The 15637-nt window shown below is 54.4% G+C and carries 14 protein-coding genes; 7 read left to right on the forward strand and 7 right to left on the reverse strand.

Annotation, left to right across the window (positions count from 1 at the left end; all coding sequences use genetic code 11):
• Positions 1 to 71 precede the first annotated feature (71 nt).
• Together G6R38_RS28485 and G6R38_RS18910 are read right to left on the reverse strand one after the other, a co-directional pair.
• The gene (locus G6R38_RS28485) at positions 72 to 500 is read right to left on the reverse strand and encodes a DUF983 domain-containing protein (protein ID WP_166829834.1); all 429 of its coding nucleotides are present in this window, start codon (positions 498 to 500) and stop codon (positions 72 to 74) included.
• Positions 500 to 979: a cytochrome c gene (locus G6R38_RS18910; RefSeq protein ID WP_166829837.1), complete on the reverse strand. Its 480-nt coding sequence runs from the start codon at positions 977 to 979 to the stop codon at positions 500 to 502. The genes G6R38_RS28485 and G6R38_RS18910 overlap by 1 nt, the downstream gene beginning before the upstream one ends.
• Before the next feature lie 269 nt (positions 980 to 1248).
• Between G6R38_RS18910 and G6R38_RS18915 the strand changes: the two genes are divergently transcribed.
• The 5 genes from G6R38_RS18915 (at position 1249) to G6R38_RS18935 (ending at position 6762) form a co-directional block, all read left to right on the forward strand.
• A complete protein-coding gene (locus G6R38_RS18915) occupies positions 1249 to 2067 on the forward strand; it encodes a phosphoribosylformylglycinamidine synthase subunit PurQ (protein ID WP_166829840.1) in 819 nt (272 codons plus the stop codon).
• 97 nt (positions 2068 to 2164) lie between these two features.
• Complete coding sequence (locus tag G6R38_RS18920) at positions 2165 to 3109, forward strand: DUF6263 family protein (RefSeq protein ID WP_166829843.1); 945 nt, start codon at positions 2165 to 2167, stop codon at positions 3107 to 3109.
• Positions 3110 to 3205: 96 nt separating this feature from the next.
• On the forward strand, positions 3206 to 4576 hold the full coding sequence (locus tag G6R38_RS18925; protein WP_166829846.1) for a sulfatase family protein: 1371 nt from the start codon (positions 3206 to 3208) through the stop codon (positions 4574 to 4576).
• An 89-nt stretch (positions 4577 to 4665) separates the two neighbouring features.
• Complete coding sequence (locus G6R38_RS18930; protein ID WP_166829849.1) at positions 4666 to 6165, forward strand: sulfatase family protein; 1500 nt, start codon at positions 4666 to 4668, stop codon at positions 6163 to 6165.
• Between the two features lie 3 nt (positions 6166 to 6168).
• Complete coding sequence (locus tag G6R38_RS18935; protein ID WP_166829852.1) at positions 6169 to 6762, forward strand: DUF1990 domain-containing protein; 594 nt, start codon at positions 6169 to 6171, stop codon at positions 6760 to 6762.
• Between the two features lie 38 nt (positions 6763 to 6800).
• On the opposite strand, the gene G6R38_RS18940 is transcribed toward G6R38_RS18935, so the two are convergent.
• Positions 6801 to 8156, reverse strand: a complete 1356-nt coding sequence (locus G6R38_RS18940; protein ID WP_166829855.1) for a glycosyltransferase family 87 protein — start codon at positions 8154 to 8156, stop codon at positions 6801 to 6803.
• A gap of 90 nt (positions 8157 to 8246) precedes the next feature.
• Positions 8247 to 8867, reverse strand: coding sequence for a hypothetical protein (locus G6R38_RS18945; RefSeq protein WP_166829858.1), 621 nt, complete (start codon positions 8865 to 8867; stop codon positions 8247 to 8249).
• Positions 8868 to 9042: 175 nt separating this feature from the next.
• Here G6R38_RS18945 and G6R38_RS18950 point away from each other — a divergent pair, with 175 nt between their 5' ends.
• Complete coding sequence (locus tag G6R38_RS18950) at positions 9043 to 9825, forward strand: SDR family NAD(P)-dependent oxidoreductase (RefSeq protein ID WP_166829861.1); 783 nt, start codon at positions 9043 to 9045, stop codon at positions 9823 to 9825.
• Positions 9826 to 9993: 168 nt separating this feature from the next.
• On the opposite strand, the gene G6R38_RS18955 is transcribed toward G6R38_RS18950, so the two are convergent.
• From G6R38_RS18955 to G6R38_RS18965, 3 genes are all read right to left on the reverse strand, one after another.
• Complete coding sequence (locus G6R38_RS18955; RefSeq protein ID WP_166829865.1) at positions 9994 to 10596, reverse strand: hypothetical protein; 603 nt, start codon at positions 10594 to 10596, stop codon at positions 9994 to 9996.
• Between the two features lie 56 nt (positions 10597 to 10652).
• Positions 10653 to 12422, reverse strand: a complete 1770-nt coding sequence (locus G6R38_RS18960; protein WP_166829868.1) for a glycosyltransferase family 2 protein — start codon at positions 12420 to 12422, stop codon at positions 10653 to 10655.
• A 334-nt stretch (positions 12423 to 12756) separates the two neighbouring features.
• A complete protein-coding gene (locus G6R38_RS18965; protein WP_166829871.1) occupies positions 12757 to 14286 on the reverse strand; it encodes a glycosyltransferase in 1530 nt (509 codons plus the stop codon).
• Positions 14287 to 14796: 510 nt separating this feature from the next.
• Between G6R38_RS18965 and G6R38_RS18970 the strand changes: the two genes are divergently transcribed.
• Positions 14797 to 15534: a hypothetical protein gene (locus G6R38_RS18970; protein WP_166829874.1), complete on the forward strand. Its 738-nt coding sequence runs from the start codon at positions 14797 to 14799 to the stop codon at positions 15532 to 15534.
• Positions 15535 to 15637 lie beyond the last annotated feature (103 nt).

A 15637-nucleotide genomic window follows, 5' to 3' on the forward strand; every position in this document is an offset into this window, starting at 1 on the left:
CATCCGCTATATGGTGATCACCAGATGTAGCGAATGCGGATCCGGATTCGGGAAATTTCAACCAGTTCAGGCTAGATTTCGTCGGCGCGAGATTCAGAGACTGGCTGAGTGTCTGGTGTCGACACGGTCTCGCCGTCGCTGGGGTCAAAGACGATATCCATTCCGAGCCACAATGCGCGGGCATGCCGGAAGAAGAGTAGGGGAAAGCCAAAACAGAAAAGCAGAAGTGGCCAAAGCAACTCGCGTCCCGGTATGCCCCAACCAAACCGGAGAGTGACAAAAGAAATCGTAGTGATCAACGCGGTGAAGGCGTAATTCACGTACGTGGAGCCCAGAAAATATCCGGGCGCGCGTTCAAACTTCAAACCGCAATTCGAGCAGTTTTCGTGCATCCGAAACCAGCCCGCGAACAACTTCCCTTCACCGCAACGTGGACAACGCAACCGCAGCGCACGGGAAAGAGACTCGCCAACCGACACCTTCGACGGAGACGTATTCATTATGGTTTCAGCTTCGGTTTGCCATGATGAAAACCATCGTGACACTGATTACATTGCCCGATCATCGCTTCATAGGCCGTGCGAGCGGCGGCGTAATCTTTCTTCTTGGCGGCAGCGAACAATTCTCCACCATGTTTGCGAACGGCGACCGAGTGCTCCCGCCAGCTTTTGACGTCATCACTCTTGTACGGTTTGTGCATTAACAGCAAATTGCCACCCTCGGCGAGCACCAACGAGTGGGCTTTGATCGCCTTCCAACCGGTGTTGTTCTCCGGTTCACTGGCCATCTCACTTCGCAACTCTTTGTATGCCGGTTCGAAGTAGTACTCCATGAACTCGTGCATGTTTGACTCGACCGGTTCACCGTGAGCTGCTGAGTGCTCGTGTGAAGCCTGAGGTTCGGCAGACGCGAAAGTGCCCGCGAACGCGAAACCACAAACCGCCAATCCAAGCAACCATTTCGAATCGATCTTTGGCATTATTGCTCCCTCGAGCTGCAGAAGTTGCATTTGCTTTATCTTTACCAGGATTACCATTCCCCCGTCGGATTTTCCACTCCGCACATGGAATCTCACAAGATTCCCCCCAGGCGACATGCGATCCCTGTGGGAAAGGCTTCGCAGAGTCCGGTCAGGCTGGAACTCTACTCGACCGCCTTCTACGATGTCGTTTCGGAGTTTCCAACATCATCGCGAACCAGTTTGCTTTTTGGATTGGTTCGTTTTCAACCGTCAACCCGCGACCACCCATGCCCACGCCCAAAGTTTGTGTTCTCCGCGCCCCTGGCACCAATTGCGACCTGGAAACGGCCTTTGCATTCGAAATGTGGGGAGCGAACGCCGAGCGGGTGCACCTGTTTCGGATCTTAGAGAAACCGGAAACCCTGCTGGATTACCAAATTCTTTGTCTCCCTGGTGGATTCAGCTACGGAGATGATGTCGGGGCGGGTGTGGTGTTTTCGCGAAAACTGCGGAATCCGCTTTCCGACGTCTTCGGGCGGTTCCTGTCGGAAGACCGATTGGTTCTTGGGATTTGCAACGGATTTCAAGTGCTGCTCAAGAGCGGAATTCTTCCGAACGGCTCGGAAACATGGCCGCCCCCCGCGACCGCACCAGCCACACTGACTTGGAACGAGAACGGTCGCTACACCGCACTTTGGGTCCGCTTGCGGGTTGCGGCGGAGTCCAACGTTTTTCTGCGAGGCATCGAGGATATCGAATTACCGATCGCCCACGCCGAAGGCCGATTCGTCACCCACAACGACAACGACGCCGCTTGGGTCGAGAAGCATATCGCGTTGACCTATCACGATGCGAACGCAGAAAGTTCAAGTCCATCGAGATCCGCTCCAGCAGTTTTACCGTTCCCCCAGAATCCAAACGGATCGATGGCGAACATCGCTGGTTTGAGTGATTCCACGGGACGAATTTTAGGTCTGATGCCTCACCCAGAGCGTTTCATTCACAAAACTCAACATCCCAATTGGACCCGTCAGGCAAACGGAGCCAACGAAGAACACGGAGCCGGAGCCCAAATCTTTCGTAACGCCGTCGAATATTTTCAGTGATTTCTTGCGGGAATTCGTCAATAATCGCGACTAGCCGACGAATTCCTCGCAATGGCCGAGATCCCATCTCTTCTCAATTCTGAAAGCGAACCACACGATGAAACGACTGATTTGCGGCGGACTGCTGACGTGTTTTCTCGGTGCGATGCAGGTCGTTCAGGCGGCCGATCCGGTGCAGCTTCGGTACAAGTTCACTCCTGGCGAAGTCAACACGTACCAAACAACCAACAAGACCAAGCAAGAAGTTTCGGTAGCCGGGCAGGAAATTAGCAACACCGTCGATATGACGATCACCGCGACCCGTGGGGTCGAACGCAAAACGGAAGATGGGCTTTTCCGCGTCAAATCGACCAACAAACGCATCCGAGTTCAAGGCGATTTCGGTCCCGCCGGCAAATACAAGTTCGACTCCGAAGCGTTGGAACCGGAAACCGGTTCGATTCTCTCGGATTCGCTCAATCCGGTGTTCGCTAGCCTTGGTAGCGTTGAAGTCAGTTTCACCGTATCCGATCAAGGGGAAGTTCGCGACGTCTCCGGTTATGAAGAAGCCTTGGCAGGAATCGTCAAAGACGGACCAGCCGCCGCGGCATTCAGTGGCGGTGGTTCCAACGAAGCCTTCAAGTCCAGCCTGTCCGACACACTTCCACGTTTGCCGGAAGAGGCTGTCAAAGTTGGTGACAGCTGGGAGTTGCCTTACGATCTTACACTGAAAGGCTTGGGAAAGTTCAAAGGCACGCGGACTTACACACTTGACGAAGTAGCCGAAAAGGATGGGCGCCAAATCGCTACCATTTCGATGGATTTGGAACTGGAAGGCACGATCGAGCTCAAACAAGGACCGGCGAAAGTCACGGGCACATTCGAGGTTTCCGATTCGGATGCGAAATACCATTTCGATTTGGAATCCGGTCGCATCGCCTCTTCGGAATTGAAGTTCACGATCGACGGAAAATTGAACACAGACATCAACAACCAAACCATCATGACGGAATTATCGCAAGAACAAACCACGACGACGAAGCTGATGGAAAAAGCCGAATAAGCAGCGGATCCTTTGACCGTTTTGAAAATCCACACCCGGAACGTCATGATAGGCGTTCCGGGTTTTTCGTTGCCTGAAACTGAAAGTGGATTCCCCATGCATGCGCTCGGTTCGTTGGTTAGCACTTTGCTGGTGGTGTGTTGGTCGACTTTCGCATTCGCGGCCGATACCAAGTCGTCGCCAAATTTCGTCATTGTGCTCGCGGATGACATGACCTACACCGATCTCGGATGTTTCGGCAACTCAGATGTCCACACGCCGAACTTGGATCGGCTCGCGTCGGAGGGCATGAAGCTCACACGGTGTTTCTCTCCCGCGCCGATGTGCGCTCCAACTCGCTCAGCGCTTTACACGGGTTTATTCCCGGTCCGCAATGGAGCCCACCCGAATCACAGCCGTGTCCGCGACGGTGTTCGTAGCTTGCCTCATTTTTTGAAGCCGTTGGGTTATCGAGTCGCGTTGGCTGGCAAACGTCACATCAAGCCGATGAAGTCCTTTCCGTTTGAATACCTTGGCAAAGGCAAGCAACTTGACTTCCCGGCTATTCGCGAATTCGTGAAACGCGATTCTTCGCAACCGTTTTGTTTGGTTGTCACGTCGAATCACCCGCACGAACCGTGGTCGAACGGAGACCCTGCCCAGTACGACGCCGATGAATTGACCGTCCCACCGTATCTCGTCGACACCCCTGCCACACGCGACGCCCTAACGAAGTACTACGCCGAGATCACCGCGTTCGATCAACAGGTCAAACGGGTCTTGAACATCTTGGAACAAACTGGCAATACGAAGTCCACGTTGGTGAGCGTCTTCACGGAGCAGGGGTCGAGTTTCCCACACTGCAAATGGACCTGCTATGACACCGGCTTGCAAGCCGCCGGAATCGTACGTTGGCCGGGAGTTGTGAAACCCAATTCTGAATCGTCCGCGTTGGTGCAGTACGTGGATATCCCTCCCACGTTGATTGCTGCCGCCGGTGGCGATCCGTCCGAATTTGACTTCGATGGCACTAACTTTCTGCCGGTCCTCAAAGGGGACCGTTCAACGCACCGGGAGTACGTGTATGGCGTGCAAACATCGAAAGGCATTATCGCCGGTCCCGACGCCTACGGAATTCGATCCGTTCGCGATACACGGTACAAACTCATTTGGAACATCAACCACGACAACAAATTTCAGAACATCATCACGGATCGACATCCCGTATTTCAGGAATGGAAACGTCAAGCGGACGACGACAACCAATTCGCCTTGGAACGAGTTTCCAACTATCAGAAACGTCCGGAGTTCGAGTTCTACGATTTAGAAACCGATCCGTTTGAATTGAAGAACCTCGCCGATGCAAGCGAGTACCAAGCCGAAAAAGAGCGTTTGCATCGGCAACTCGACCAATGGATGAAACAACAAGGCGATACCGGCAACGAAACCGAATTAGACGCGCTCAATCGACAAGGGCGGAAAAAATAAGAACCAGTGGCCGCAACTCAGACATCGAGTTTCAACCGCATGGCGCAAGAAGACCGCCCGAACCCTCAATGGAAAATTAGGAACCCTACATGAGTGCCCCCGTCACGAAGCACGGTTTGGCGACAATTCTCGGCATCTGCTTACTTGCGACATTGCTGAGTTGCACCGCCGACGCTGCAACCGCAAAGCCGCCGAACTTTATCGTCGTGTTTTGCGATAACCTCGGCTATGGCGATATCGAGCCGTTCGGTTCGACACTCCATCGCACCCCCAATTTGAATCGGATGGCTCGCGAAGGGCGGAAGTTCACGCACTTCTGTGTCACCGCCGGTGTCTGCACGCCATCGCGGGCCAGTCTGATGACAGGCTGTTATTCGCAGCGAATCGGTCTGCACACGAATCCCCGCGACGGTTGGGTGTTGCGACCGGTCTCCCGATACGGTTTGAACCCGAACGAAAAAACCATCGCCGAAGTCTTGAAGCCTCAGGGATACGCCACCGGAATGGTCGGGAAATGGCATCTCGGTGACCAACCACCATTTCTCCCAACGCGACAGGGGTTCGATTGGTTCTTCGGTGTGCCATACTCGGATGACATGACCGCACGCGTCTGGGAGAAAGACGGCTCAAAATGGCCACCGTTACCATTGATGGACAATGAAACCGTCATTGAAGCCCCCTGCGATCGCAACGGGCTCACGAAACGCTACACCGAACGGGCGATGGAATGGATCGCCGAGCACAAGGATCAACCATTCTTCCTGTACTTCCCGCAGGCCATGCCCGGCAGCACCCGCACGCCGTTTTCGAGTGACGCATTTCGCGGAAAGAGCAAGAACGGACCGTGGGGGGATGCGATCGAAGAACTTGATTGGTCCATCGGACAGATGCTCGATCAACTGGTGGAACTCGGGATTGCGGAGAACACGCTCGTCATTTGGACGTCCGACAACGGTGCCCCGATCAACCGGGATTTGGATGACCTCAGTCGCGGTTCCAATCGCCCGCTGCACGGTCGCGGTTACACCACCAGCGAAGGTGCGTTCCGCGTGCCAACGATCGTGTGGCAACCCGGCGTCGTTCCGGCGGGAACCGTATGCGACGAAATCGCCACCACAATGGACCTACTCCCCACGTTCGCCCATCTCGCGGGAACGCAACCGCCGCAAGATCGCGTAATCGACGGGCATGATATCTCCGATCTCATCACCGGCGAAGCGAACGCGAAAACACCTTACGAAGCGTTTTATTATTATCAACAAGAGCAGTTGCAAGCGGTGCGGTCAGGTGAATGGAAGTTGTTTCTCCCATTGGACTCATGGCAAAGTCACCCGCACTTTTCGAAGAATCGGCCTGCAAAACCGTTGCTGTTCAATGTGGCCAAAGACATGGGTTGTGACAAGAATGTGGCGAGCGAACATCCGGAAATCGTGGCTCGATTGACGAAACTTGCCGAAGAAGCTCGTCAGGAACTCGGTGACACCAACCGTCCTGGTGCCGGTGCTCGCCCACGTGGTCAAATCGCTGCTGAGAAAGTCCGACCGATTTTGCTCCCTGAAACCACCGCAAAACCGACACCGAAGAAGTAGCTCATGTTTCGATGGCGTAAGCCGAGTGACGCGGAGATTGCCCGCTTCATCACCGACCAAGCCGATGCTCAGTGGAACTACACGGACGTGGGTTCCACTCGCGAGCACAATCCGCCTGCGGGGTTCATCGTCGATCACACACGGGTGAAAATCGGTGAGGGGCAAGCTGTCTACGAGGCGGCCTGCCACGCCCTGCGGCAATGGCGGCAGTTCCAACTGGGTTGGGTGTCGCTGCACCACTCCGAGTTCCCCCCGGAACCAGACCGCGTGGTGGCAGTGTTGGCACACACGCTGAGTCTTTGGGTTCTGAACGCCGCCCGTATCGTTTATGAATTGGAAGAGGATACACCAGTAAAACGCTACGCCTACGCATACGGCACGCTACCAAAGCACGTCGAACGGGGCGAGGAACGTTTTCAGATTGACTGGGACCCCGCGACAAACGCCGTCCATTACGACATCCTCGCGTTCTCACAACCACGCCACATTCTCACCAAGATCGGCTTTCTCTACACCCGCCGCAAACAAAAGCAATTCGCGAGAAACTCCGTCCAGGTCATGCAACAGACGGTCGCAAATGCCCCCACAAGAACGTAGATTCGCCCCGCCGCAATGTGCCACGAGAGTTCATTAGTCTACGAGTTTGCTCCGCAGAGTCGGCCGTCGAGGTTGGGCGGAGTCTCGGTGACTCTCGCTTCGGATTCACTGGAAACCCTCACGCGAGCATGCCCAATCATCGCGGTGATCAACAAACCGAGCAAACAGTAGGTCGGCAGGTGATAACTGTCGAGCAGGTACGTGCCCGTCTTGCCGATGAACGTGCGATTGAGCACCAATACCGTAAACACATACGCCGCCAGCAGAATGCCACTGACCTTCGGTAGCGATCGATTCGCGAGTTGACCGCGGAGCAGCAAATACAAAATCGGCAACACACCGACGCAGTGTTGGCCCCAGGTCAGCGGTGAGTACAACAAAATCATCACCGAGATCGCCGCCGCTTCCCAGAGCAACCGTGGATCATTTCGATCACTCGCGGATCGCCGGAATTGCCAAAACACACCACCCGCTAGTGTCAGCAAAATGAGTTTAATGGCCCACGCTGCTTGGTTGGGCGGAAGACTCAAGAAGTCCACGTACGCCGGGTGATCGATACGGGCATCGTGACCGGGGGGGAGCGTCATCAAGTACCGCCCCAACGCGGGCCGAAGAGCCATGTTTTGCAGCGGTTCTTCACCGAGCACACCTTGCGAAGGGTCCGTGTTCACCAACCCTCGGGAGGCGTTTTGAAACCAGACTTTGTGGACCAATGCGAAACTGTCCCACCCCATGATCAACATCGGTGAAAGCATCAACGCCGCCGTCACCGTGAGTGAACTCGCGACGATCTTCCATTGTCGTTTCCACGCAAACCAGACGATGAACAGTGCGGGCGTCATTTTGAGTGCGACTGCGAACCCCAGACAACTCCCACCGAGCACATCGCGTTTTTTCGTCCACAAATGGAATGACAACCACGCCAGCGTGACCAGTAACAAATTGACGCCGCACTCGAGCACATCTCGAATCAAAAACCGCGACGCCATCAATGTAGCGAATACCATCAGCCAGAACGCTCGGTCTTTGTCGATCGGCCAATGCCGGTCCGATAGTTTGCCGAGTGTGCGTGTCAGTCTCCAAAATGCCAACAGAAACAATGGCACCAACACCACCTGAGCAGCTCTCACGGGAAGAACCGTCAACGGAGCATGAGCCAACGCCCAGAACGGCAAGTAAGGCAAATCGGTGTTGAATTCGCCGTAAAGATATTCCCCGGCAACCAACCGCCGACCGAATTCCCAGTGGAGTTTGAAGTCACCGACTTCCTTGCTACCCACCCGCACCCACTGCACCGCAAACGCAATGAGTCCGAGCGTGATGACAACCGTCTTCCATCGCGCCGCCGCTTTCTCGGAGTGCAAACGAATCGGCGGAACCAAACGGAGCGACATGAGGGATATCCTTATCGACATTGATTGACCGTCATCCTGCGGCCATCGAAATCATTTGAAAATCGGCAGTGAAAATAATACCACCGAAGTCTACTTACCTTCCGGATAGAACGGAGTCGCATCGAAAGTCCCGCCGTTCGATTTCTTTTCCACTGCTCGCGTCGCGGAACGTGGACCGGTTTCCGTGAGTTGTCGTCCGCTGACTCGCGTCAATTTGATTACGGTGGCTTCGGGTTCGTTGCCATGGAGTTTCAACGTCACTTCAGTCGGAGATTCAACCACTGCCACACCGACCAACGTGCCATTCGCCGCCAAACCACTGAGTTCCACGTTGAACGCGTTGGGGTGATGCTTGCGTGGCTCGAGTGTTAGCCCAACTTCAAATGGTATGCTCTGATGGGTGGCGACACTCAGACCTTTCAGCTGATACATATTGACGAAAGTGCCATCGTTGGAGTTTTCGAATCGTGTGGTAAATGCGATCCAACCGGTTTCGGCACCTTGTTCGCTCACGGCCTCCCCGTCACTCAACGGCATCTTGCGAATCTCGTACGCGAAAAACCCCATCAATTGCGTTTCGGGGGCTTCGACGGCGTGAATCACCACATCCGCATTTGATTTCTTCGGCGGTGCGGCTGAGGCGACAATCGGCATGCCGCACAAAAGAACGGCACTCAAACCCAAGCTGCTGTGAAGTAATGTTGGCAACATCGGTCGAGTTCCTTGTTCCAAAGAGCATGATAGATCGAACCGAATCGTGAGATATTGCGAAAGCTAGGCGGAACGCGAAATGCTGTCAACGTGAGTTGGTCGGTGACTGTTCGAGCATTGCAAATCTCTCTATCATCGGACTCACGAAATTGGCCCCTAACGAAGGAATTACGAGATGCAGTTGGAAGGCAAGAACGCGTTAATCACCGGAGCGTCAAAAGGCATCGGCGGGGCCATTGCCATCGAATTGGCCCGACGCGGTGCGAATGTGGCGATCAACTACCACTCCGACACCGCAGGAGCCAACGCCGTCGCCGAGGAAGTGCGGAAGCTCGGTCGCCAAGCGTTGCTGCTGCAAGCGGATGTTTCCGAGCAATCGGTCGTCGAAGACATGGTCGCCCAGACGGTCGCCGAGTTCGGAAGTCTCGATCGGTTTGTCTCCAACGCGGTGTATTCCGATCGCGAGCGTATGATCGATGCGAAGATGAAGGGTTTTCGCCGTACGATCGACGTCACGATGTGGGGCGCGTTTTACGGCGTGCGGGCGGCGTCCCAGCAGATGGTCAAGCAAGGCGGAGGCGGAGCGATTTGCGTCGTCAGTTCCCCACACGCGGTGATCCCGATTCCCACCGCGATGGCCTACAACATGGCCAAAGCCGCCATCGATCACATGGCTCGCACGGCGGCGATCGAACTAACCGAGCACAAGATCAACGTCAACATCGTGCATCCCGGTTGGATCGACACCCCCGGCGAACGCAAATTCTTCTCGGAAGAACAGATTCAAGAAGGTGCGAAAGGACTCCCCTGGGGGCGGCTCGGCCAACCCGAGGAAATCGCCAAAGCGGTCGCGTATGTGCTCAGTCCCGACGCCGAATACATGACCGGCAGCACCCTCACCATCGACGGCGGCGTCTCCCTCCCCTGGTGGAGCAACCGCGACGAAGGCGCGATGTAGTGTTGGGGCCAGTGGCCAGGAACGAGAGGCCATAGCCGGAAATCGTTGAGTGCCACCCCGCCGTATTCAACATCCCTATGAATGCTCCAACGCCGAAAAATATTCCTGTTAGATCAAATCCAGTTATTGGATTGGCGTGAGTATAAAGATTTTTGTGCAGTTACCTATTCAGCAGCACGGAATGTAAACGAGGGGTAATCCCCCAAACGTTATGTCATCATCGCCCATATCTAGAACCTTCATCCTGTCTTCATGGACCGTGAGATATTCTTGATGCCGATACAATTCTCCTCGAGATCTAAGAAACCAATTTGAATATGTCACGAAAAAAACTCGGTTAGGCACAACATTGAAGAAAACAGGGTCAAGTACTAACTCATCGTAATTCTGGTCTGAATCATCAGCCATTGCGCTCCACTCGATATCGCAATGACGATGAATAAAGATGTCTACAAGCATCTCTTTTGCTCTGTCCAAAATCGCGGGTGAAGGTTGAACGTCCAGGAGTCGCTCGACCACATCACACGTGATTTTCTCGCCTCGTTCTGCGGCGTCAAAGAGCTTGGCTTTCGTGATGAGATCAAAATTCCTGGCAACTGGGTCCAGAATCTTTGCCGCCCTATTCAGATTGAACCTTCTGAGGGCTTGAATCTCTGCGTAGGCGTGAACAAGGCCAGTTTCGATGACGACTTTTAGTTCGCGAAACTGTTCTGCCAATCTGTTTTGGTACTCTTTGAGTACCTCATCATATTTTGGCATTCGATCGTACATCACTGAATTCCACGGGAGGGAAATTGTCCACCCGAGCAATCCTCAATCTTGGTCACTCACGCGGCTCGTCGTTGCGGGCGATCGGTGCGGGGTTCTTTGGTGAAGTCTCGCACGCCGCACTGAGAGTTGGTGAGCGTCAGATTCGGATTGTAGAACGGATCGCGGCCGAGTTTCTCGCCCCACTTATTCAGCATGGTTTGCTGTTCACGTTGCCAACGGGGATTGTCGGATTTGTCGGTGCCGCGTGAGGCGGATTCGTGGTGATAGAGTTCCACCTGCGGACTGTAGACGATCCGATAACCGGCTTCCCGCACCGACAAGCAGAAATCGACATCGTTGTAGGCGACCGCAAGACGTTCGTCGAACCCGTCGACTTCGTCCCAGACCTTCCGCGTCACGGCGAGACACGCCCCGGTGACGGCCGAGTAATTGCGAGTCGTCTTCAGCATCCCGAACGGACCGGGGGCATCGTGCGGTTGGAATTTGAGATGGTGAAACGCCGGTTTCGGTCCCGGTCCGTCACCTCGCATGATGATCCCGGCGTGCTGAATGGTATCGTTCGGGAAATTCAACTTCGCCCCGACAATGCCGACTTCCGACTGATCCAACCACGCGACAATCACATCCAACCAATTCGGGGCAATGATCGTCATGTCATTGTTGAGCAGCACCAGATACGGGCTGTTGCTCGCTGCCACGCCCGCATTGACCACGCGTGAGAAATTGAATTCCCCCGGCACGGGCACCATGCGGATTCGCACATCGCTGGCCCAGGATTCGAACAGCTCAAGCGTTTCCGCTTCGCAGCTATCGTTGTCGGCGATAATGACTTCGAGATTCGGATAAGCCGTCTCCGCGAGCACACTTTCGACACACGCCTTGAGCAACCCGGCTCGATCACGAGTGGGAATGACAATCGACACACGATCGCGTCGCTGCGGACGCACATGGAGCGCATGCGTGTTCGGCAGATCGGTCGGCTCCACAGTACCAGTCATGTAGCGTCTGGTGAGTGCCGACTTCGCAACCTTTCGAGCATCCCGACTCATCTCGTCCGAAGTTTGCATCGGATCGCCGCTGCCGTGAACGTCATGTCGGTGATAAACGATCTCCGGCACACGCACGACCGAACGTGCCACCTCGCCAACTCGCAACAACAAATCGTATTCCCACGCCGCTCCGGCTTCCGCACACGGGCCGCCGATTTTCCGCACGCAAGCCGTCCGCATGAGTGTCAAACGACTTAGGTAATTCTGTGACAACAGTAGTTCCGGCGACCAACTCGGTTTGTGCCACGGACTGTGTTCGCGATTGCCTTTGCTGATGCGGTTTTCGTCGCCGTAGATTAGATCGCACTCGGCATTCTCACTGATCGCCTCCGCGAATTCGATGAGTGCATCTGGCGAGACTTCATCACCGATCTCGACAAAACCGACGAAATCCGCGTTGCTCCCCGACAAGAGTTGATCGGGAGTGTGACCGGTTTGAATGTCGAGCCAGGGATAGATGATCTGTTTCAAAGACCGCTGGGTTTGCTTCCAAGCGGCCTTCTGAGATTGGTCACCCAAGACGATCAACTGCACCGACGGTGCATCGCGGAGCGAGTCGGCACGTTGTTGCAGTTCGATTTTTTCGGCGGATGTGAGTGTGCGACGCGGTGCGGCGTCGGCAGTCATGCCCAACCGATGTTTGACACTGGCGGAAACACGTCGCTTCACATAACCCACACCACGGGGAACGACCGCAAGTCCGTGTTGCATGGTCGCCGACTTGAGACGCGAAGCGGCTCGCCGGAGTCGGCTAGGGTTTGGGGTGGAATCCGTCATCCGATGTTTTCTCCCTTCCCCAGCATGGGGTGCCACTGCCCGCTCGTCCAACAGTGTTTCCAGAGACTCGCGGTCGGCTGGTGTCTTGCACTGCTAGGTAAACTAACAATGCAGGAAATTGCATATGGCGACGACAATCTCTCGCAGCCCTCGGTGCAATCAGGGCTTGGGCGACATGCCCACAGCTTAGTGTGGGCATGGGCCAGCGACGTTCGATTATCCATTCATGCCCACTTAAAGCCGAGGGCATGCCATCCGGTTCCTCACCGTGATGCAACTTCCTGTAGTGACATTCGTCAACTGAGAGTTGTTCGATCACTCGATCGAAAACCCATTAGGCAGCGCGGCGACCGAGAATCCGGTTGATCGCTTTGCCAGGATTGCGAATCGCTTTGCCAACGAGTTGCTTCATCCGACCGATGCCCATCGGTGCCGGCGGAGCAGCTTTCGCGACTGGCTCCTCGACCACGGGTTCCGGCATGGCAGCGACAGCGGCTTCCCAGGCGTCTTGACTGAAGGCGTCTTTGAGCGATTCCTTCAAGTGGCCTGCGCGAATTCCGGAAAGAACTTCCTTCGCATCGACCGCACCCGCAGCAACGGCGGCTCGGTAATCTTCTTCCCAGACGTGACGCAGCGGGTTTTCGTCGTTCTTCCACGGCTGCGTTGGCACGACGGTGTAGTGCGTCAGTTTACTGACGTCTTTTTCCCACCACTCCAAGCAATTCCACTCTGGCGGAATGCGGTCGGCGATTTCATTTTCGGGGACAATACACATCTCAAAGAGCAAATCTTGATAAGTGTATTTCTCGTCATCCATGCCCTTGATGATCTCATCGATCTTCCAATCCAAGCGTTCGCAGTCGAGCAACATCACGCTCATTTGACGACCGGGATGGAAGTGCTGACCCGGTTTCTGCCAAGCCTTCGGCGTTTCCGGTTGGTTGGTGCAAAGGATGCGTTGTTCGTTGAACGGGATGTCCCACAATTCTGCCAAGTCGGTGAAGACTTGCATGTCCGCATCGGTGTAGAGACCCCGACCGCGATACCCACAGAGTTCCGGAATCACGAAGCGAGCGAACGAAAAACCGGTGCGGCCGCGGTTCTTGTGATGCTTGGGTTTCGGGATCGGCAGGTTGAGCATCGGATGCACCGTGACCGGTCGCGTGGCGAACTTGCGGATGGAGTATTCCAACACCCGCGTGGCGACCATTTGCGATTCATCGGTGCCGACAAACACCCGCATCGGTTCGGACAGCGGAGCGTAATCGATGCCCCATTTCTTTGAAATCGCGTTGATCTCGGCGGTTTGGTTGTCGAAGCTGCCGTGTCCGTTGGCGAGCATCGTCTTGGTTTCGAGATCGGCAAATGCACCGCTGTAACCGCGTCCGCCGTCGACACCCAGCGAGCGAACTTTCTTCACACCGGCTTGGCCGAGGATATTCAACGCCGCTTCGGCACTGAAGAATTTCGCCTGAATCGTCGGCGAGTTGTCCTTCGGTTTCGCGGACGAAAGGTTGTACCAGACGAGCCGGTTTTCTTCGTCGAGTTTCTTCAGAACCGGGATTTCGGCAACGAAGTCGGCCAGGGTTTTCGAAGTCGGATCATTTTTGACATGCGGATGCCAAGGCATGACCAGATATTGACAATTGTTGTAAAGTTCGTCGGCACAGTCTTCCGCGACGTCGGCGTCAATCATGTGAGCGACGTCAACTTTGGTCTGTCGAACGACGTGATTCAGCGACAGCGTGTTGTATTCGGAGGCATCGACGTTCTTGAATTCCGAGAAAGTCGGGCCTTTGCCGAGAATCAACCAGGGTTTCTGGTGAACGGCGAACGATTCCATCCATTGGGTCAATTCGATCACGGCAGCCTCCTGCTGACTCAAGAAATCTCGCGATTTTGGCATCACGCCGCCGGAGTCCCCCCAAGCGGCCAACTGGAAAATCGCGGGATACTAGGAATCTTTCAGGATTGGATCAACCCGAATTTCACGATACAGGTGATACGCCCCAGAACGAAGCGATGGGCATGGCGAGCACGGCGTCCACGTCCCTCCGTTGATGATGTCGTGCTACTTGAGTGGTTCTCTGCAAATATGAATCAGATTGCATTGGATTTGTGACAGAAGTCAAGAAACTAGAATTCGACAAATACACATCGAACGATTCGATAAATTGCTCAACCGTCCTGTGAAAAACGACGAACCTGCTGAACAGGTTTTCTCTCCTTCTCTCCATAATTGGTAGGTAAACAGCTCTTCAAAAGCGGAATTACAACAATGTTGTACGACAACTGTCCTGAATGTAGTAGTGATCATGTAATGGCGACGTTAGATTCAAATAGCGTACTCTACGAATGCCAGAATTGTGGTTGGATGACCGTCGCGATGTCTCCGTTTTGCCTTGATGCGTGGAGCGTACGCATCCATCAAGCTTTGGCGCCGATAGACATTCTGCAATCAATGCTGGCTGACGAGGATACTGTTTCTTTTCTGAAGCCGCGGCTGAAAGGAATCTCCTATCTATCCAATACTGCTGCATGGTGCTTAAATGATTCGGCAAGTGACGAATACTTGCGCGGAGAGATGGACATCGCGAGGGATGTCTACATGCGGCAGATGGTTGTACTTGCTGCAACTTACACTCAACTTATAGTGACAGATTTTTTTCGTCACGTTTTTCTCGCGCAACCGGACCGAATGCATCAAGTATTGCCACCAGACAACAAGAAATTTGCTCAGGTGCCGCTTGCTGATGTGGTTCAGACGGGCTCAAGAGAAGAGCTACTCTCAACGCTTGCTGACCAAGCTGCATCGATCATAGGGGCTGGTGAACCCGACAAAATAATGAAACGACTCTTGGCCGAGTGTAACATCAAGACAAAGTTGTCGTTGGTTGAGGACTTGAAGAGCCTGAAAGAACTGCGAAATCGAATTGTGCATGACGATACCAATGAGAAAATCACCTTTGAACAGATCCATTCGATGTTTGGGCTTCTCTTAGCTCTCCTATACGTTCTCTCACTAGTAGCAGATAAGTACGGCCTTGCTTGTTGGGACGAAACTGGTTTTGTCCATGAATTTGAAGAGAAACTGAAGAACCGGTGCACATGAACGATATGGCGTGCGGGTGGCACGCCCTAGAGCGAACCGATGGGCACGGCGAACACGGAACCCACGCCCTTCCCATTGGTCATCGGGTTTCACCCGAGCCGAT

The sequence above is a fragment of the Thalassoroseus pseudoceratinae genome, assembly GCF_011634775.1.
Taxonomy (GTDB): domain Bacteria; phylum Planctomycetota; class Planctomycetia; order Planctomycetales; family Planctomycetaceae; genus Thalassoroseus; species Thalassoroseus pseudoceratinae.

Coding starts and splice junctions, on each gene's coding strand:
- G6R38_RS28485 (WP_166829834.1), bottom strand. CDS start 500: ATGAATACGTCTCCGTCGAAGGTGTCGGTTGGCGAGTCTCTTTCCCGT.
- G6R38_RS18910 (WP_166829837.1), bottom strand. CDS start 979: ATGCCAAAGATCGATTCGAAATGGTTGCTTGGATTGGCGGTTTGTGGT.
- G6R38_RS18915 (WP_166829840.1), top strand. CDS start 1,249: ATGCCCACGCCCAAAGTTTGTGTTCTCCGCGCCCCTGGCACCAATTGC.
- G6R38_RS18920 (WP_166829843.1), top strand. CDS start 2,165: ATGAAACGACTGATTTGCGGCGGACTGCTGACGTGTTTTCTCGGTGCG.
- G6R38_RS18925 (WP_166829846.1), top strand. CDS start 3,206: ATGCATGCGCTCGGTTCGTTGGTTAGCACTTTGCTGGTGGTGTGTTGG.
- G6R38_RS18930 (WP_166829849.1), top strand. CDS start 4,666: ATGAGTGCCCCCGTCACGAAGCACGGTTTGGCGACAATTCTCGGCATC.
- G6R38_RS18935 (WP_166829852.1), top strand. CDS start 6,169: ATGTTTCGATGGCGTAAGCCGAGTGACGCGGAGATTGCCCGCTTCATC.
- G6R38_RS18940 (WP_166829855.1), bottom strand. CDS start 8,156: ATGTCGCTCCGTTTGGTTCCGCCGATTCGTTTGCACTCCGAGAAAGCG.
- G6R38_RS18945 (WP_166829858.1), bottom strand. CDS start 8,867: ATGTTGCCAACATTACTTCACAGCAGCTTGGGTTTGAGTGCCGTTCTT.
- G6R38_RS18950 (WP_166829861.1), top strand. CDS start 9,043: ATGCAGTTGGAAGGCAAGAACGCGTTAATCACCGGAGCGTCAAAAGGC.
- G6R38_RS18955 (WP_166829865.1), bottom strand. CDS start 10,596: ATGTACGATCGAATGCCAAAATATGATGAGGTACTCAAAGAGTACCAA.
- G6R38_RS18960 (WP_166829868.1), bottom strand. CDS start 12,422: ATGACGGATTCCACCCCAAACCCTAGCCGACTCCGGCGAGCCGCTTCG.
- G6R38_RS18970 (WP_166829874.1), top strand. CDS start 14,797: ATGACCGTCGCGATGTCTCCGTTTTGCCTTGATGCGTGGAGCGTACGC.